Annotated in this window: 18 protein-coding genes and 1 pseudogene; 18 read left to right on the top strand and 1 reads right to left on the bottom strand. The window is 38.4% G+C overall.

Annotated features, from left to right (window positions below):
- The 16 genes and pseudogenes from HFM85_RS02155 to HFM85_RS02080 all read left to right on the top strand — a co-directional run.
- Positions 1 to 186, top strand: a complete 186-nt coding sequence (locus HFM85_RS02155; protein WP_173737195.1) for a hypothetical protein — start codon at positions 1 to 3, stop codon at positions 184 to 186.
- A gap of 31 nt (positions 187 to 217) precedes the next feature.
- Positions 218 to 988: an ATP-binding protein gene (locus tag HFM85_RS02150; RefSeq protein ID WP_173737196.1), complete on the top strand. Its 771-nt coding sequence runs from the start codon at positions 218 to 220 to the stop codon at positions 986 to 988.
- 90 nt (positions 989 to 1078) lie between these two features.
- Positions 1079 to 1828, top strand: a complete 750-nt coding sequence (locus HFM85_RS02145; protein WP_118411561.1) for an ATP-binding protein — start codon at positions 1079 to 1081, stop codon at positions 1826 to 1828.
- A gap of 202 nt (positions 1829 to 2030) precedes the next feature.
- Positions 2031 to 2735, top strand: a complete 705-nt coding sequence (locus tag HFM85_RS02140) for a LytR/AlgR family response regulator transcription factor (protein WP_019162588.1) — start codon at positions 2031 to 2033, stop codon at positions 2733 to 2735.
- A 23-nt stretch (positions 2736 to 2758) separates the two neighbouring features.
- Positions 2759 to 4066, top strand: coding sequence for an ATP-binding protein (locus HFM85_RS02135; RefSeq protein ID WP_173737197.1), 1308 nt, complete (start codon positions 2759 to 2761; stop codon positions 4064 to 4066).
- 183 nt (positions 4067 to 4249) lie between these two features.
- Positions 4250 to 7111 carry a glycoside hydrolase family 3 C-terminal domain-containing protein gene (locus HFM85_RS02130; protein ID WP_173737198.1) on the top strand — a complete coding sequence of 954 codons (2862 nt, stop codon included), beginning with the start codon at positions 4250 to 4252 and terminating at the stop codon, positions 7109 to 7111.
- 26 nt (positions 7112 to 7137) lie between these two features.
- Positions 7138 to 9576, top strand: a complete 2439-nt coding sequence (locus tag HFM85_RS02125; RefSeq protein WP_173737199.1) for a glycoside hydrolase family 3 C-terminal domain-containing protein — start codon at positions 7138 to 7140, stop codon at positions 9574 to 9576.
- Complete coding sequence (locus HFM85_RS02120) at positions 9573 to 10163, top strand: hypothetical protein (protein WP_005423172.1); 591 nt, start codon at positions 9573 to 9575, stop codon at positions 10161 to 10163. Before HFM85_RS02125 ends, HFM85_RS02120 begins: the two co-directional genes overlap by 4 nt.
- Before the next feature lie 26 nt (positions 10164 to 10189).
- Positions 10190 to 10831: an aminotransferase class III-fold pyridoxal phosphate-dependent enzyme gene (locus HFM85_RS02115; RefSeq protein WP_173737298.1), complete on the top strand. Its 642-nt coding sequence runs from the start codon at positions 10190 to 10192 to the stop codon at positions 10829 to 10831.
- Between the two features lie 164 nt (positions 10832 to 10995).
- Positions 10996 to 11877, top strand: a complete 882-nt coding sequence (locus tag HFM85_RS02110) for an SIR2 family NAD-dependent protein deacylase (RefSeq protein ID WP_173737200.1) — start codon at positions 10996 to 10998, stop codon at positions 11875 to 11877.
- The gene (locus HFM85_RS02105) at positions 11864 to 12709 is read left to right on the top strand and encodes an SIR2 family NAD-dependent protein deacylase (protein WP_173737201.1); all 846 of its coding nucleotides are present in this window, start codon (positions 11864 to 11866) and stop codon (positions 12707 to 12709) included. The genes HFM85_RS02110 and HFM85_RS02105 overlap by 14 nt, the downstream gene beginning before the upstream one ends.
- A complete protein-coding gene (locus HFM85_RS02100) occupies positions 12706 to 13032 on the top strand; it encodes a TIGR04076 family protein (protein WP_173737202.1) in 327 nt (108 codons plus the stop codon). The genes HFM85_RS02105 and HFM85_RS02100 overlap by 4 nt, the downstream gene beginning before the upstream one ends.
- 4 nt (positions 13033 to 13036) lie before the next feature.
- Positions 13037 to 13885, top strand: a complete 849-nt coding sequence (locus HFM85_RS02095; protein WP_243251668.1) for a Sir2 family NAD-dependent protein deacetylase — start codon at positions 13037 to 13039, stop codon at positions 13883 to 13885.
- A gap of 1064 nt (positions 13886 to 14949) precedes the next feature.
- A complete protein-coding gene (locus HFM85_RS16765; RefSeq protein WP_244092496.1) occupies positions 14950 to 15051 on the top strand; it encodes a DUF4357 domain-containing protein in 102 nt (33 codons plus the stop codon).
- Between the two features lie 154 nt (positions 15052 to 15205).
- Positions 15206 to 15685: a hypothetical protein gene (locus HFM85_RS02085; protein WP_173737204.1), complete on the top strand. Its 480-nt coding sequence runs from the start codon at positions 15206 to 15208 to the stop codon at positions 15683 to 15685.
- A 320-nt stretch (positions 15686 to 16005) separates the two neighbouring features.
- Positions 16006 to 16710, top strand: a pseudogene (locus tag HFM85_RS02080) (ADP-ribosylglycohydrolase family protein); the annotation flags it as partial.
- A 161-nt stretch (positions 16711 to 16871) separates the two neighbouring features.
- Here HFM85_RS02080 and HFM85_RS16610 read toward each other — a convergent pair.
- Positions 16872 to 17147 carry a helix-turn-helix domain-containing protein gene (locus HFM85_RS16610; RefSeq protein ID WP_243873797.1) on the bottom strand — a complete coding sequence of 92 codons (276 nt, stop codon included), beginning with the start codon at positions 17145 to 17147 and terminating at the stop codon, positions 16872 to 16874.
- Between HFM85_RS16610 and HFM85_RS16120 the strand changes: the two genes are divergently transcribed.
- Together HFM85_RS16120 and HFM85_RS02070 are read left to right on the top strand one after the other, a co-directional pair.
- On the top strand, positions 17103 to 17468 hold the full coding sequence (locus HFM85_RS16120) for a hypothetical protein (protein ID WP_243873800.1): 366 nt from the start codon (positions 17103 to 17105) through the stop codon (positions 17466 to 17468). The two genes, HFM85_RS16610 and HFM85_RS16120, sit on opposite strands and share 45 nt — an antisense overlap.
- Before the next feature lie 610 nt (positions 17469 to 18078).
- The gene (locus HFM85_RS02070; RefSeq protein WP_119240731.1) at positions 18079 to 19371 is read left to right on the top strand and encodes an ABC transporter substrate-binding protein; all 1293 of its coding nucleotides are present in this window, start codon (positions 18079 to 18081) and stop codon (positions 19369 to 19371) included.
- The last annotated feature ends 77 nt before the right edge of the window (positions 19372 to 19448 follow it).

The following is a 19448-nucleotide window of genomic DNA, read 5'->3' as shown; positions in this document are numbered from 1 at the left end:
ATGGGTAAAATTGAATTTGCCAATTGCCAGGATGTAAGAAATCAGAAAAAGATACAGGAATTAGATTGTCCACGCTGTCATGAACCGGGAGGCATTGAAGTCTTTGTGAAAGACGGGATACTTGCAGAGGATGGAGTATGTGATAACTGCGGATATATTCTTCCGGAAGGAACAGAACTGGAGTAAGTGGAGTAAGAAGCATTTAAGGAGATAAGAGATGAAAATTGCTGTAACTGGAAAAGGCGGAGTAGGAAAAACTACGATATCTGCAGTATTAGCACGGCTGTATGCAGAAGAAGGGAAAAAAGTATTTGCAGTAGATGTGGATCCAGATGCAAATCTTGGACTTGCACTGGGTTTTTCAGAAGAAGAACTGGAGAGTATTACGCCTATCAGTAAAATGAGAAGGTTAATTGAGGAGAGAACAGGTGCAGATAAAAGTAATACTTTTTATAAAGTCAATCCAAAAGTGGATGATATTCCTGAAACTTACGGAAAAGAAAATAATGGTGTTCGACTTCTGGTTTTGGGAACTGTGGAAACTGCGGGAGGCGGATGTGTATGCCCTGAAAATGTAATGTTGAAACGAATTATTAATAATTTGGTTTTACATAGAGATGATATAGTAATCCTGGACATGGAAGCAGGACTTGAGCATTTAGGACGGGGAACAACGGAAGGAATGGATCAATTTATCGTCGTGATAGAGCCGGGGGCCAGAAGTGTTCAGACTTATAAAAATGTAAAACGTTTGGCAGAAGAATTGGGTGTAAAGGAAGTAAAGGTCATAGCAAATAAAATCAGAAATGATGAAGATGAAAAGTTTGTAAGGTCTAGAATCCCGAAGCAAGATTTTTTGGGATGTGTTCATTATAATGCAGAAGTTATAGAAGCAGACAGAGAAGGAAGATCCCCTTATGGATGCAGCAAGACAGCTACGGATGAAATTCGAGAAATTAAGGAGATATTTGATGTAATGGCAAAATAGACATTATATTAATTTAATTATTTTTCGAAAACAGTTTGAAGCATGGCCATATGTAATGCTTATTATTAAAAAAAAGGAGTAAATATAGAGATGAAAATAGCAGTTTGCGGAAAAGGTGGATGTGGAAAAAGTACAGTAACCAGCCTTTTGGCTAAGGCTTTAGCCAGACGAGGAAAAGAAATTTTGGTAATTGATTCCGATGAATCTAATTATGGTCTACACCGACAGCTAGGTATGAAGCTTCCCAGAGATTTTACAGACTATTTCGGTGGTAAGCAAAATGTTTTAAATGATATGATGTTATCAAAATTTACTCATCAGTTTTTTGAGGAAACCTGGACTATAGATGATATACCGGAAGATTATTATAGTCTGAAGGACGGTGTAAAACTGATGAGCAGTGGAAAAATTCATCAGGCAAATGAAGGGTGTTCTTGTGCTATGGGAACTGTTATGACTCAATTTATCCAAAATCTCAGGCTTACAGAAGACCAATTTGCACTAATGGATATGGAGGCTGGTATTGAACACTTTGGACGTGGAATTGATAACGGTGTAGATCTGATATTGATAATCATAGATCCATCTTATGAATCCCTGCAGCTTTCCAAAAAAATCGGGGAATTATCGGAAAGTATTCGAAAACCATTTTATTACGTTCTCAATAAAGTAACAAAAGAGAATCAGGAAATGATGTATGAAGCTGTATGGAATTCAAGTCGAGTCGCTGTATCTCTTGGCGCGGATCCTAGTATTATGGGAGAGGGACTGATGGGGAAAGAACTATCAGAAAAACCAGATGCTATTGAAAACTTAACAGAATTTCTACTTTCTATTTAAAGAATGAGGAGATTTACTGTGGATATATGATAAAAGAAAACCAGATTATACAGCTATAATTTGTAATATTACATCCACTTGACGCAAGAAATAAGCAGTGATATACTGAAGCAAAAGTTATTTATAAAATAACAATAAAACCTGGGACTATATTGTGTGATTGAACAGTTACAAAAAATGCAATTCTTGTGGAGGGTATAGGATGATACAGATTGCAATTGTGGAAGATGAAGAAATTTACGTAAAACAATTAACAGAGTATATCCGGAAATATCAAACGGAAAGGGGAAGATCAATAAAGGTTACGGTATTTGGTGATGGCGAAGATATCACTGAGAATTACAGTGGCGGTTTTGACATTATTCTGATGGATATTCAGATGCGGTTCATGGACGGTATGACAGCAGCAGAAAAAATCCGTCAGATGGATCAGAAAGTAATTATTATGTTTATTACAAATATGATTCAATATGCAGTACGTGGATATGAAGTTGATGCAATGGATTATGTAGTAAAACCAGTTGAGTACTTTTCTTTTTCGCAGAAACTGGATAAAGCAGTTGGACGTATGCGCTCTGAGGTTAAAGAATTTCTTACGATTCCGATTGGGGAAGGAGTTGTAAAGATAGATATAGCAGATATCTATTTTATTGAGGGGCAGAGACATAATGTAATTTATCATACTTCGAGAGGAGATTACTGTTCAAGAATTACGATGAAAGAACTCGAAGAAAAACTTGCGGTACATAATTTTTTTCGATGTGCAAAGGGATATCTGGTAAATATGAATCATGTAGAGGGATTTGTTGGTTCTGATTGTGTGATCCATAATGTACATATACCTGTCAGCAGAACCAGAAAAAAAGAATTCATGAATCTGCTTCTGCAAAACCTCAATATGGAATGATTTCATGTGAAATGGAGGATACTATGTTATATCAGGATATTCCAAGAATTTATACGGCAATAGCAGAGTGGGGATCATGTCTGGTTTATCTTTATATCCTAAAAAAAGAAAACATGAAATCTGTACATTTTCTTATAGGCAGTCTTTTCATGTTGGCAATGCAGAGTATTTTTCTGACTTTGACAGGCAGCGTAACTGAAATTTTGTGGATTCCCTGTATGATGATCGCTGCAGGTATGATGTATGGATTTCTTATGGTCGGAGGAAATATGAAGCCTCTGGGAGCGGCTTATTGCTGTGCCCGTGCATTTGTTCTTGCTGAGTTTGCAGCTTCGCTGCAGTGGCAGATGGTATCTATTGTACAGGCATGGGGGAATCAGAGCCTCTGGGTTGAAATTCTGATCACGATGGTTGTTTTTGGAAGCTGCTTTACGATTGATATTTATTTAGAAAAAGATCTTCTGAATCAGAATTATCTTGAACAGATGACAGTAAAGGAAGTAACAGCGGCGGCAATCATGGCTGTTGCAATCTTTGCTTTTAGTAATCTGAGCTTTTTAAATGAAAATGCACCATTTGCGAGCAGAGAACGTGCAGATATTTTTTCTATCAGAACACTGATCGATTTTGGGGGAATTGCAATCCTGCATGCTTATCAGAGCAGGATCAGTGAGTATGTTGCCGAGAAAGAACTTTCAGTAATGAACGTGATGCTGAAAAGCCAGTATGATCAATACCGAAATTATCAGGACAGCCTGGATCTCATACAAATGAAATACCATGATCTGAAACACCAGATAACGGGACTTCGTGCGGAATCAGATGAAGAAAAACGAAAAAAATGGATTGATTCCATGGAAAATGAAATCGCTGCTTTTGAAAATATAAGCAGAACGGGGAATCAGGTACTTGATACGATTTTGGCAGCTAAGATTTTCCATTGTCGAAAAAATCATATACAGATTACCTGTGTGGCAGATGGAAAATTATTGGATCATATGCATGTAACAGATATATGTTCTATATTTGGAAATGCTTTGGATAATGCGATTGAACATGTAATTTTAATTCCAGATCCGGAAAAAAGACTGATCCATCTGACAGTATCCGCTCAAAAAGGATTTGTGTTCATCAAGATAGAGAATTATTGTGAAGCAGAAATTTCCAAAAATGAAGAGGATCTGATTACAACAACAAAAAAGGATAGTAAAAACCATGGTTTTGGATTGAAGAGTATTCGTAAAGCTGTAGAAAAATATGATGGTTCTGTAGTATTTGGAGTACAGCAGAACTGGTTTGAATTAAAGATTCTTTTACCCAGAGTATTGTAATGCTCTGGGTATTTTTGTTGCCAAGCATACGACAAAAAGGTCCGGTGGACCTTTTTTAGTATTTTGTGCCATATTTGCTGCATCTTGTGCCAAAAACGGCACGAAATAATAACCATGTTATAGTAATGCCAACAGGAAATGATACCTGAAAAAGACGAGAGAGTCAAAGGAGGAAAAAAGAGAATGATCAGTGTTGAAATGGAAGATGTTCTGGCGGTATTACAATTATGCAAACCGTATATTATCGGTATTATTGCTGCACTTGTAATTGGAATCGTATTTATGATCGCATGCCGCAGGATGTCCAGGGGCAAAAGATTTCTGATAAGAGGAGAAGCTGCGATCGCAATGGTTCTTGCAGTTGTTGTCTGCGTGAATATGATCTGTTTTGGACCAATGTCTACGTTGATTGGACTGGCAACGGGAAATGGAACTTTAAGCGATGAAACAAATGAGGAAGCTGCGGAAGTAGCAGAAGAAATTATGGAAGACGGAATTGTTCTTCTGAAGAATGAAAGCCTGCTTCCTTTAAATGAAACAAAAAAACTGAATATTTTTGGCTGGGAATCTATTAATCCGGCTTACGGAGGAGCTGGTTCCGGTGGAATTAATGATCTGTATGATATTGTCAGTCTGAATCAGGGACTTGAAAATGCCGGATTTTCTATTAACCAGGAGCTGGTTGATTTTTATAACAATTATGGTGCAGATAATCCGGAAATGTCTATCCAGAAACAGAGTTGGACGTTACCGGAGCCACCTGTAGATACTTACAGTGATGAGCTTATTAAAAGTGCGAAAGAGTATTCTGATGTGGCAGTTGTGGTTCTTTCCAGAAAAGCAGGTGAAGGTCATAATGATATTCCTATGGATGTAAAAAAAGCAGCATATGATAATAATTCAGATGAATATGATGATTTTCCTGAGGGAGAGCATTATTTACAGCTTTCACAAACTGAGAGAGATATGGTGGATATGGTTTGCTCAAACTTTGATAATGTGATTGTGATTTATAATGGAGCAAATCAGTTTGAACTTGGTTTCGTAGATGAATATCCTCAGATTAAATCTGTTGTATGGTGCCCCGGAACGGGAAATGTAGGATTTAATGCACTTGGTAAAGTATTTTCAGGTGAAGTCAATCCTTCCGGAAAAACACCGGATACCTTTGTTTATGATATGACGACTGCTCCGTGGTGGAATAATGCAGAAAAAACGGAGTATACAAATCTGGCAGATATGGCCGTTGAAGGAATGAACGCAGGAACTGCGCAGGTGTATGCTCCGGCATTTACCAATTATGTGGAAGGCATTTATGTAGGATACAAGTACTATGAAACAGCTGCACAGGAAGGTGCGATTGATTACGATAAGACTGTACAGTATCCATTTGGATATGGTCTGAGTTACACGGAATTTGAACAGAAAATGGGTGAACTGAAAGAAAAAGACGGACAGATTTCTGTAGATGTAGAAGTAACCAATACCGGAGATGTTGCCGGAAAAGATGTAGTAGAAGTGTATTATAAACCGCCATATACAAATGGCGGAATTGAGAAATCTTCTGCAAATCTGATCGAGTTTGCAAAAACAGATCTGCTTCAGCCGGGAGAATCTCAGACTGTTACAGTTACATTTAGTATAGAAGATATGGCCTCCTATGATGAGAATAATGCAAAAGCGTATGTTCTTGAAAAAGGTGACTATGTAATCTCTATTAACAGTGATTCACACACTGTGCTGGATCAGAAAACTTATACTGCAGATAAAGATGTAGTATATAAGGGAGAAAATAAAAGAGCATCAGATGATACTGCAGCAACAAATGTATTTGAAGATGCAAAAGGCGATGTGACATATTTATCACGAGCAGATCATTTTGCAAATTATGAAGAGGCTACAGCAGCACCGGCATCTGCAGAGCTGGGTGAGCCATATGTTTCTGAATATCATCTGAACAGCAATTTTGATAAGACTACATATCTCAATGATGAGGATGTAATGCCGACAACGGGAGCAGATAATGGACTTACATTAGCTGATATGCGTGATGCTGATTATGACGATCCTCGTTGGGAAAAACTTCTGGATCAGCTTACTGTTGATGAAATGGCAAATATGATTGCAATGGCTGGTTATCAGACAGCAGCCATGGATTCTGTGGGAAAAGTGGCTACACTTGATTTCGATGGACCAGCAGCAATTAATAACAACTTTACAGGAGTTGGTTCTATTGGATTTCCAATTGAAGTTGTGGTTGCTTCCACATGGAATAAGGAACTTGCACAGGCCTGGGGTGAATGCATGGGCAAGATCAGTCAGGAAATGGGTGCAGAGGGCTGGTATGCACCAGGTATGAATACTCATAGAACCGCATTTGGAGCAAGAAACTATGAATACTTTTCAGAAGATGGAGTTCTTGCAGGAAATATGGGAGCAAAAGCAGTAGAAGGAGCAAGAAAATATGGAGTTTATTCTTATATCAAACATTTTGCTCTGTATGAGGGAAATGCAAAGATGGTAAGTGTCTGGTCAAATGAGCAGGCAATCCGGGAAATCTATCTGAAACCATTTGAAATTTCTGTAAAACAGGGTGGCGCAAATGCGGTTATGGTTTCCTGGAGTTTCCTTGGAGATAAATGGACTGGAGAAAGCAGTAACCTTATGAATACAGTTCTCAGAGATGAATGGGGATTCAGGGGAATGGCGCTTACAGACTTCTTCCGAAACAATGGTCATGGATTTATGAATGCAGATGCAGCTTTGGCGAATGGAGTAGATGCAATGTTGTCCACATTCAACGGAGAAGAGAACAATGTAGCCAATCCGGAGCATCCAACATCTGTACTTCAGATGAGGAATGCCTGCAAAAATGTCATGTATACAGTTGTAAGCAGCTGGGCTTATGATGGAGAACACGAAGAAACAGGTATGGAAAACTGGAAAAAAGCAGGAATTGGTATCGACATTGTAATAGCACTTTTCATGGCAGGAATGGAAGTACTGGTAATCAGAGGATATAAAAAAAGAAAGAATGCTGAATAAGGATGAAAGTGGGATGGAAAACAGTTATGAAACAGCAAAAATTGGTTGAAAAGATGACAATAGAAGAAAAGGCAGCGATACTCAGTGGAAAAACTGTCTGGCAGACCAGAGAAATTGACAGGCTTTCCATCCCGTCCATCTTTCTTTCAGATGGACCGCATGGAATCAGAAAACAGGCAGGAGCAGGAGACCATCTGGGACTGAATGCATCCTTGAATGCAACTTGTTTTCCCACAGCAGCGACGATAGCAAACAGCTGGAATCAGGATCTGGGGGAAGAGATTGGACAGGCTCTTGGAGAGGAAGCAGCAAGTATGGATGTAAATATCCTGCTTGGTCCGGGATTAAATATTAAAAGAAGCCCATTATGCGGAAGAAATTTTGAATATTTTTCAGAAGATCCATATCTTTCCGGGAAGATGGCAGCGTCATATATTCGTGGAATACAGAGTAAAGGCGTTTATGCCTGCCCGAAGCATCTGGCGGTTAACAGTCAGGAACTCCGGAGAATGGCAATGGACGCAGTTGTTGACGAACGGACATTAAGAGAAATTTATCTGACCGGTTTTGAGATAGCTGTTAAAGAAGGACACGCAAAAGCAATCATGAGCAGTTACAACCAGATTAATGGGATTTATGCTAATGAGGACAAACATCTTTTGACAGATATCCTGCGCAAAGAATGGGGATTTGATGGAATTGTAGTAACAGACTGGGGTGGAAGCAATGACCATGTGAAAGGTGTTGCTGCCGGCTCAAATCTGGAGATGCCGTCCTGTGGGTACGATTCTGCAAGAGAAGTGATTGCTGCTGTCCGAAATGGAAAGCTGAAGGAAGCGGATTTGGATGAAAGAGTTGGAGAACTGGTGGATGCAGTGATGGAACTGACATCAGAGAAGAAGCTTTCAGATAAAAACTTTGACAGAAACGCACATCATCAACTGGCAAGGAAAGCAGCAGCAGAAAGCATGATTCTTCTGAAAAATGAAAAACAGATTCTTCCGCTGGATACCAAAAAATCCATCGCTGTTATTGGAGATTTTGCTTTTTCACCCAGATATCAGGGGGCAGGATCTTCTATGGTCAATCCAACAAAAGTAGAAGATATGTCATCTATTTTGCAACAATATGATCTGAATATTCTGGGGATGACAAGAGGCTATCAGAGAAATGGAGATGTAGATGAGAATGATAGAAAGTTTGCATTAAATTTGTCTATGAACGCGGATATTGTGATTTTCTGCTTTGGTCTTGATGAGATTAGTGAATCAGAAGGACTGGACAGAACCCATATGCGTATTCCACAGGATCAGATAGATCTTCTGCAGGATATCAGTAAAGTGAATGAAAATATTATTGGAATACTGAGTGCAGGATCTGCGATAGAAATGCCATGGCACACCTGCTGCAAAGCAATTTTGCATGGCTATCTGAATGGACAGGCAGGCGCTTCTGCAACATTGGATATTCTGACCGGAAAAGTGAATCCATCAGGAAGACTGGCAGAAACATATCCCATGTCTTATGAACAGACACCGGCATTCCGATATTATCCAAGTAATGAGAAAACATCGGAATACCGCGAGAGTGTTTATGTGGGATATCGCTATTATGATACTTCAAAAGTCCGGGTGCAATATCCATTTGGCTTTGGGCTTTCCTATACGGAATTTACATATTCTGATCTTATCATAGAAGAGGATGGAATCAAAGTTTCGGTTACCAATACAGGTGACAGAGACGGAGCTGAGGTTGTTCAGATGTATGTAGGACTTCCTAATGCAATCGTGTTCCGACCGGAAAAAGAACTGAAAGGTTTTGCAAAAGTTTATCTAAAGGTAGGAGAAAGCAGACAGCTCAGGATTCCGTTTGATGATAAGACATTCCGTTATTGGAATATAAAAACGGGACAGTGGGAAATAGAAACAGGAACTTATCAGATTATGGTAGGAGCCAGTGTTGCAGATATTCGTTTAACAGGTATGACTGAGAGAACAGGAAACAGTAAAGGGTATCCGTATAATCCGGCAAAAATGCCTTACTATTATACAGGAATCGTGCAGAAAATATCAGATGAGGAATTTCGTGAACTTCTTGGCCATGAGATACCGAACAGAAGATGGAGTGGAAATCTGGAAATCAATGATGCAATTTGTCAGATGTATTATGCAAAAAGCCGACTTGCAAGACTGATATACAGATGTCTCACAAAAATGAAAAAGAAGAGTGAGGCACAGGGAAAGCCGGATCTGAATATTCTTTTTATTTATAATATGCCGTTTCGGGGGATTGCCAAGATGACCGGCGGGGTAGTCAGTATGGAAATGGTATATGGAATTGTCGATGCTGTAAATGGCCACTTTATGCTTGGAGTAAAAAAAGTAGTTGGCGGATATTTCAGAAACAGAAAAAATAATAAGAAATATGAAAAATTATTAAAAGGAGCCGGAGAAAAGTGCAGATGAATCATATAAAAAATATATGGAAATGTTTTGAAGAGAAACATTCTGCTATTGCAAAATGGCTTTATCAGATATTCTATTTTGTTATATTCAGTATGGGCGTGACAGTATTCCAGTATCTTGTATTTACATTTTTACCAGGGATTTTGGGAATTGGTCTGGCTGGTACAGAATTTATGTGGCCAAAGGTTTCCATGAATCTGTTTGGAGTAAAATTTACATGGAGTTTGCTGGGGTATAATGTATTGCGTGATGCAACGGGAAATATACTGATCGGTGGTGGACTTGGCTATTTTATCAGTTATGAATTGGGGTCATTTCTTGCACAGTGTATCAATTTTCCACTGCAGAGAAATATTACTTTTAAAAGCCATGGAAATCCTGTATATCAGGCAATCTGGTATTTTGTTGCATGGGTGGTAATTTCACTGATTTGTAATGGATTTAATAATCTGTGGATGCCAGTTGCATCTGCATATGTGGCCCCGGCAGTCTATAACATGCTTGTGACAATTATTACAGGTGGAGTTTCCATGGTGATTTTTTTCTTTGTGTTTAAAATTATTTTCCCGGAGGGGAAGGCTGAATAGAAGAAAATAGCAAGTATGCCTGAAAAATTGTTTTAACAAAAGAATTTGTAGAAGGAATCAGAGCAATCACAAAGGAATTAGGTATTGTCTTGATTTTTGATGAAACATGTACCTTAAGAGCTGGATATCATGGTATGCAAGGAATCTATGGTGTAAGACCGGATTTGACAGTTATGGGCAAAATTATTGGTGGTGGTGTTCTAATTGGTGCAGTTGGTGGCAGCAAGGAAGTTATGGAAGTGCTTGAAAATAAAGTAGCTTTATCAGGAACACATCATGGTCATCTAATGGCAGCCATGGCAGGTATTGCCACATTAAAGCAATTAGATGAAGCTGCATTTGAAAAGTTAAATGGACAGGCAAGCAGAATTAAAAATGAAATTAATTCATGGGCAATTGAAAATGAAATACCATTTAGTTATTATGGAGAGCATTCTATTCTTGGATATGCATTTACAGATAATGTAGATAGAAAAATCAACACAATCAGAGATTACTGGGGTAATACTAACGGTAATGCAATGCAGATTTACGCATTAGAGATGGCTGTCAGAGGGTATTATCCAGTTGTGAGAGGACAGATTGCACTTACACTTCCCATGACAGATGAGAATATTACTGGATTTATTGAAACATCTAAGGAATTAATCACAGAGATTTATAAGTAATTTGTTATTATTTGGAGCCAGCTATTACTGTTTTAGCTGGCTCTGATTACGATGTAATTAATAATATAACAGCTACTTGACGCGCAGATGAAGTGATGATATACTACTACAAAGAAGTTAGTTATAAAATAACAACAAGAGAAAAAGTGAGGAGAACTTCCATTATGAAAAATGAACAGTATAAAGAGGCAGTAAATTCTCTGGTTCGACACATTCGAGATGCGGATGCTATTGTTGTTGGGGCTGCTTCCGGGATGTCTGCAGCGGCGGGATTTCGTCATTATTATGAGCATGATAAGGATTTTATAGATAATCTTGGTGAGTTTGAAAAAAAGTATGGATATCGTAATTCATTTGATGGATTTTATTATCGGTATCGAACCAGTGAAGAACGTTGGGCATTTATCGCAAGAAATCTTTGTATGATCCTGGATGCGGAAACGGGTCAGCCTTATTATGATTTGTATGATATTTTAAAGGATGAGAATTATTATATTTTAACGACCAACCAGGATACACAGTTTACCCGTGTATTTCCAGAAGAAAAAATCAGTGCAATTCAAGGTGACTGGAGATACTTTCAGTGCAGCCGCAGATGTCATGATGAGCTTTACAGCTCGGTGGACACACTGCAAAAGTTAAATAAAAGTATTGATGAAAACCTGCGTGTTCCAAAGAATATGATTCCACGTTGTCCAAAATGTGGTGCAGAAATGGAACCATGGGTTCGGTCATGGACATTTCTGGAAGGTAAAAAATATCGTGAAGAATACAATAAATTAAATGCATTTTTAAAGACAAACAAAAATAAAAAGATACTGTTTTTGGAACTTGGTGTAGGTCGTATGACTCCTATGTTTATTCAGGAACCATTCTGGCAGATGACATATGCATGGCCGGATGCTTATTATATTACGATTAACCCCAGAGATGCACTTGTACCGGAAGAATTGAAGCAGAAAGGTTTTGCCATTCACGAAGATATTGCAAAAGTATTAGCTGATGCCAGAAAGAATTTTAATGAGGGGCGGAATGAATCAAGATAAAATAAAAAATGTAGCAGAACTGATCCGGCAGGCAGATGCAGTTCTTGTAGGGGCTGGATCTGGAATGTCCAGTGCAGCGGGATATAATCATTATCATTGCAATGAAATGTTCAAAAAGTATTTTAAAGATTTTGAACAGACTTATGGAATCAGAAATCTATTTCAGGGATTTTATTATGTTTACTCAAAGCCAGAGCAGCAATGGGGATTTTATTCCAGATATATTACATTCATGGAAACGTCTCCTGCCGGACAGCCGTATCGTGATCTTTATGAATGCCTGAAAGGAAAAGAATATTTTATTCTGACGACAAACTGTGACATTCAGATTCCGAAAGTTTTCCCAGAGAATAGAATATGTCAGTTCCAGGGAGACTTTCGATACTTCCAGTGCAGTCAGCCTTGTCATGATCAAATATATGAAAACTATGCTATGATCCAGGATATGCTGGATTCAATGAATGATAACCAGGAAATACCATCAGAAAAGATTCCACGTTGTCCGAAGTGTGGATGGAAGATGGTTCCGTGGGTACAGGATAATACTTTTTTGCAGGGAGAATACTGGAAAACGGCATATCAACAATATAAAAATTTTGTTGATACCTACAAAAATAAAAAATTGTTATTGCTGGAATTAGGTGTTGGAGATATGACACCGAGTGTGATCAAATTACCTTTTTGGGATATGGCATATAATTTTTCGGATACTTTTCTGGTAACAGTAAATCTGGATGCAGGTAGTTCACCTGAGCATTTAAATGGAAAATGCTTAACTATAAATGAAGATTTATTGTATTTTTTGCAAAAATTACGGGGACAGATTCAATGAAGCGAGATGTAAGAATAACGATTTTAAAATCAGAAATGGATCAAAAGCTTGCAGAGCAATATGCAGTTTCAGGGTTTGAAGCTTGTCCATATCATAAAACAGGGCAGGTTTTTGTCAGTGACGGTGAACATAAACCGGAAGGATTGTGTGAGTATGCCTGGAAACCAATAAAAGAGATGGTAAAAATGCTATCAGAAGGAGAACTTCTCCAGCCGAGAGGTACATGGATGGTAGATGATGACAAAGGTGTTTTTTCCTGTGTAGATGGATTAAGACCGGTTATTATGCTGATTGAGGCGATTCATGCAGATGAGGATGAATGAAATAATGGAAGAAAAATATAAACAAATTGCTGAAAAAATAAAAGACGCAGATGGAATTCTGATTGGTGCAAGTAATGGATTATCCATAGCGGAAGGATATAATATTTTTGCAAACGATGAGAGATTTCAGAGCTATTTTTCTGACTTTCAGAAAAAATATGGTTTTAGAAGTTTGATTCAGGGAAGTTTCAGCAGATTTGAATCAGAAAATGAAATGTGGAGCTATTATAGCCGTATGGCATATTATTATATGTATCATACACAGTCAAGCACGCTCATGCAGATACTATATACACTTGTAAAAGATAAACCATATTTTGTGGTGACTTCTAATACAGATGATCATTTTGCAATGGCAGGGTTTGAACGTCAGCATATTTGGGAATTAGAGGGCAACATGAAAGATATGCAGTGTGCGAACGGTTGTCACAAGCAGATTTACTCCAATCGAGAAGTAGTATTAACTATGAGGGAACATGAGCATGGAATGGAAATTCCGTCAGAATATTTGCCGAAATGTCCAAAATGTGGTGGTGTTATGAAGATTCATGTGCCAGTAAATCAGAACTTTATCAAGGGTTCAGAGACACAGATGAGTTATCAGAATTATCAGAAATTTATGGCGCGTTTTCAAGGGAAAAAACTGCTGATTTTGGAATTTGGAATCGGTGCCAGAAATCAGATGATAAAAGCACCGTTTATGAAAATTGCAGCAAAAGAACCAAATGTTTTTTATATAACTTTTAACAAAGGTGAGATTTATATTCCAACACAGATTGCAGATAAGGCAATAGGGGTAGATGGTGATTTGTCGCAGATATTACCTCAAATAGAGAGAGCTTATAGGGAGTGATAATGTTGGAAAAATTTTATTTTTCTGATATTGTTCGGCATATTTTAGCATTTCTTGAAGATGACGTATCTGAGATTCGAGAGAAACAACAGTGGAATTTACCTCTTTTTGCTGCATATGTAACAAGACTATGCGGTCTTCAAGTTCTGAAAAAAATTATGTAGATTATGTGTGAGCATCTTGTTATATTCAGCAGAGACAATTTTCCTGGCGCAGATATATCAACATAAGGCAAAACTTCTTTGATTTTTTTACGATATGCTTTTGTTCCGCTTCCGGAGGAACTGGTATAAGTGCTCGATGTAGTTTAGTATCGTTGATTAATAGATCCAATATCTATATAACAGAAATCATCCGCAGGTTTCATTTGCTCTTTATTGTAAACAATTCTTCCTAACCTTACCCATTCCCAACTCTCTGGAATGTCAAATGGTACTTCATCCGCAATACATACTGGTTCGTTCTTTCAAATCTTCTCATAAGGCAAATTATGGATACTTAATTAAGCAATATATGCTATACTGAGAATAGTTGTAATTCATTATAAGTATCAGATAACTGCCATGCCAGTGAAGAGGATAGTAGGTTGCAAGATTATCTTACGAGATTAGTAAAACAAATTGATGAATATGATGGCGAAAATTGGATTGAAAAGTATGCTGAGTAGGTGTTAAACCAAGGATAGAACAGGGGAGGAATAGCAATGGCGTATGGAAAGTCTATAGAGCTGTTTTTGGTCAATGGAACAGCCGATAGCTTGACTATAGCGGAGTTGTCAAATTGGAATAGAAAAGCAATTAAGATACCAAGAATTGAATTATCTTCGTGCTATAGAGAGGATATTACTCAAGCAGGAGTATAGTTCCTCTTTTGCAAAGAAGATGATGGAACAGATTCAGTATATATCGGAGAAGCAGAAAATGTAAAAGAACACTTGGAGTCATATTGCTCCAGAGGATGATGAGACAATCTCAGCGGGTATTAAAGAAAAGAGGAATAAAGCCAATATTGTAGAGGGCATTCTACAGGAGGATGTTTTGTTTTCAAGTCCATCTGGAGCAGCAATGTTTGTGGTAGGTAAGAGCGCTAACGGGTTGACAAGCTGGGAAAATGCAGACGGTATTACACTTAAAGATATTGAAAGCGATGAAACAAAATGCAACTAATGTTATTGCGAATCGGATGAGAATTAGGAGATAAGGCGAACTGTCCGGTCAGATTGTTGGGGATATTGATTCTTATATAGATGCAAATTACGTCAGAGAAATCCATAGAAAAGAGTATCCGATAAGGAGCAGAAGAAGTACTCGTATAAAAGAATTGGCAGAAGAAGATTTCAATGAAGAAATGCTTCAAAGAGAAGAAGACAACTATCCATTTGAGGAAATGACAGATACTGGCATGACAGAATTGCTCATGTCGTTAGAAAATATATCATTGGAAGACCAGCTTGCGAATATTGGAGTTTCGTTTCATGACAAATTATTTGAGCTGATTGATGAAGCACATCTCGATAATAAGGATGTGTGGAAACGGGCAAATCTTGATAGGAAACATTTTTCAAAGATTCAGTGTGACCAGAACTATCATCCAAAGAAAAAGACGGTAATGGCACTCTGTATTGCACTGCACCTTGATTTGGAACAGTCAAAAGACTTACTTGCCAGAGCGGACTGGGCGTTCAGCCCAAGCAGTAAGGTAGATCTGATTGTACAGAAGGCAATAATAGATAAGCAGTATGATATGATGCAGTTGAATGTAACTTTGTTTAAGTATACGAATGAAATTCTTGGAGTATAGGAGCAAGATGTATATGGAAGTATGATGCATACAGCTTTTTGTGATAAAAGGCATAGTCAGGAAGTCTTTGATAACATGAAAAAAGATCTACAGGAATTTATTGATAAGGACACAACTGCTGAGGAAGAAGACATTTTCTATGAAGAGTTTACAAGTAAATATTGATTGTCATATGTTACGTCGGTACTTATAGTATCGGCGTATGTTTTGTCCTAAAAAGTGTCGCCCGGACAGCGACCATATAAAGATGCCGCTCAACTATACTCATATTGTAACAAAGAAAAAGAGCTGCCGGAGCAATCCGGAGATTGGAGGCATATATGTACGGAGCAATTTTAGGAGATATTATAGGAAGTCCATTTGAATTTGATAGAGGAGATAAAACAAAGGAATTTGATCTGTTTACTAAAGGCTGTGACTTTACAGATGATTCTGTTATGACAATAGCAGTTGGAGAAGCTCTTCTTGCAGTTGGACCGGAAGCTACAGTAAAGGAAATTGAAGAAGCAGTAGTAACTAATATGCAGGATTGGGGAAAAAGATATCCATATGCAGGTTATGGTGGAAGATTCAGGTATTGGCTTAGAGAAAGAAATCCTAAGCCATACGGAAGTTATGGGAATGGATCCGCCATGAGAGTGTCAGCGGTGGGATGGCTTTATGATTCGCTGGAAAGAACGAGAGAGGTGGCAAGAGCGACAGCAAATGTGACACATAATCATCCGGAAGGCATTAAGGGTGCAGAGGCAACAGCCAGTGCAATATACATGGCTAGGAATGAATCTTCAAAAGAAGAAATTAAAGAATACATCGAGAGAGAGTTTCATTACAATCTTGATAGAACACTTGATGAGATCAGACCGGGATATCATATGGACGAGACTTGTCAGAGAACAGTACCGGAGGCAATTATTGCATTTCTGGAATCCAAAGATTTTGAGGATGCCATACGGAATGCAGTATCACTTGGTGGAGATACTGACACGCTTGGTGCTATTACAGGCAGTATTGCAGAAGCATTTTATGGAATTCCGGCTGTATTGATTGCAGAGTGTAGAAGTCGGATTGACGAAGGCTTGATGACGGATATTTTTGATGAGTTTGATCATATACTTGGCAGAGATAAAAATGCTGATTCGGATGAGAAGAATGGGACACAGGCAAATACAGACACCTGCTTCCGGGATTACTTTTTCCCGGAAGCAGGTGTTTTTTGGAAGTGTGAATCATACATATTTCGGAATTCTGTGGGAGTGCACAGGTTTAATTGTTTGAACATCCGTAAAAAGGCGGACAGGCTGGAAAAGCCTGATTGTACTGCCACTTCGGTAACAGCAAGCTCCGGATCCAGCAAAAGAGATTTTGCGTATTCAATTCTTTTCTGGTTCAGAAATTTGTAGAAGGAGGAATTAGTATATTGTTTAAAAAGGCGGGCAAAGTGATATTTGCTGAACCCTGCCAGACTGGCAACCTCCTCCAGAGTAAGGTTTTCAGAAAAGTGGTTGCTGATATAGTCGGTGATAAACAGAAATTTTTCCATATATTCTTTCTGATGGTGAATATCACGGTCTCCGTCCTGCTGATGAAAAGCTTTGTGATTTCTGCCAATATCCACAAAGATTTCCAGGAATTTTGCAATGATGGAAATTTCAGAATAGGTGGTAAAATTCATATATTCATCCTTGATTTCCAACATAAGACGGTGGATGTGTTCATAGACCTGTGGATATTCTTCCTTGGTGACCAGAATGGCAGGACTGAGGAGTGGTGTGATCAGATCTAGCTCTTTTAGCTTGATGTGGTTCAGGCCGGGCTGAAAAATAATCCTTTCTCCTGTAGCCGGAGCAAAGAGCTCGTGAAGTATACAGGGACATATAACAAGAATTTCTCCTTCTTTGATAAGATAATCGTTATGACCGCAGACAACCCGGTAGTCATTAATAACAGGCATGATCACTTCGAATGAGGGATGCCAGTGAGGCGGATAGTTTTCGGCTTCCTTATTGTAATAAAGACAGATCTGGGTATCTGCTTTGTAATCAACGGTTTCATGAATTCCCTGTAAATTATGGATCATATGGACTCCTTCCACACCTAATTATTGCTTTTGATAGCAAATGTTGCTTTTTAATGTTTGTGTATATAATGTATCAAAAACATGTATAAATGGCAATATATAACATTGGAAAAATTGAAATAATAAAAACATATGTCAAAATACACAAAAAAGAATATAAAAATCTATTAAAATTGACATATTAAAGAGAATAGTAGTAGATAAATAGCAAGAATTGATATCAACATGACAAGAATTATGGAGCCAATCACAGGACATTCTGATATAGTAGAACCATCAAGAAACGAGGTAATGAATCAAAAGGAGGATTAAAAAAATGAACAAGAAGAGATTACTTTCAGTATTACTTTCAGCAGCTATGGTAGCGGGAACCATGGCAGTAGCAGTGCCTGTATATGCAGATGACACAGAGGAAATCAAATGGATGTTCTGGGATGACCTGGAAGCTACAGAGGATCTGGTTTCCAAAGGATACAAAGATGTTATTGATCGCTTCAATACAGAATATGAAGGGAAATACCATGTAACACCGATCACAACAAATCTGGAAGAATATGATGGAAAATTAAATGCCCTGATCGCAGCAGGACAGACACCGGATGTATACATTTGTAACCCGGGACCCAACATGGATGTATATGTAAATGCAGGAGCAGCAGCAGACCTGACAGATATTCTTGAGAATCAGGAAAAAGACTGGTACGCAACATTTACAGATGGAATCTTTGACAGACTGACTTATGATGGAAAGATTATGGCAGTTCCTACAAACTTCGCAGCTGCCTGTGTATACTATAACACAGAGCTTTTTGAGAAGGCCGGAGTAGAAGTTCCGACTACCTATGATGAACTGATCGATGTATGTAAGAAACTGCAGGATGCTGGTATTACACCAATCTCCTGTTCCGCAGGAACTTCATGGTGCCTGTCAATGATCGCAGGTTATCTTTGTGACCGTTCAGGTGTAGATCTTCAGGCAATCGCAGATCATAAAGCAAACTGGACAGACGATAACTGTATTGCTGCAGGTGAGAAATTAAAAGAGTTATCTCAGTATTTCCAGGAAACAGCAGCTGGTGACTCCAATGATCAGGCTACAGCAAACTTCTACAATGGAGATGCAGCAATGCTGGTACAGGGATCATGGGCTATGGCTCAGATCAATGGCAATAATCCTGATTTCCAGAGCAAATGCGGTGTATTCCAGTTCCCTGGAATCGACGGAGCGAATGATCCGAACCGTATGATCGTTAAAACAGACAACTTAATGATGAGCTCTACAACAGAGCATCAGGATGCAGCAATTGCGCTGATGAAGATGTTTACAGATGAAGAAGCACAGAAATATACAGCAGAAATAGGAGGAAAATTCCCGGTCATCAAAGATCTTGACATTGACTATGACAAAGCTCCTGCACAGCTGAAATATGTTCAGGATATTATGGACAAAGCAACTGGTACTTTTGGATTCTACAATGAATCTCTGGCATCTGTAGAAGCAGGTGACTGCTTCGACAATGCAATGGTTGATATATTCCTTGGAAACCAGACTCCGGAAGAAGCCTTCCAGACAGTACAGGATTTCTATGAAGAAAACGTCTGGAAATAATTGTGGATAGATAGTACAGAATTTACATGGCTGCTGCGGAAGAAAAAAGTTCCGTAGCAGTTTTTAAATGGAGGCAA

The organism is Blautia schinkii (genome assembly GCF_013304825.1).
Classification (GTDB): Bacteria; Bacillota; Clostridia; order Lachnospirales; family Lachnospiraceae; genus Blautia_A; species Blautia_A schinkii_B.
This window is presented reverse-complemented; position numbering and strand designations above follow the sequence as displayed.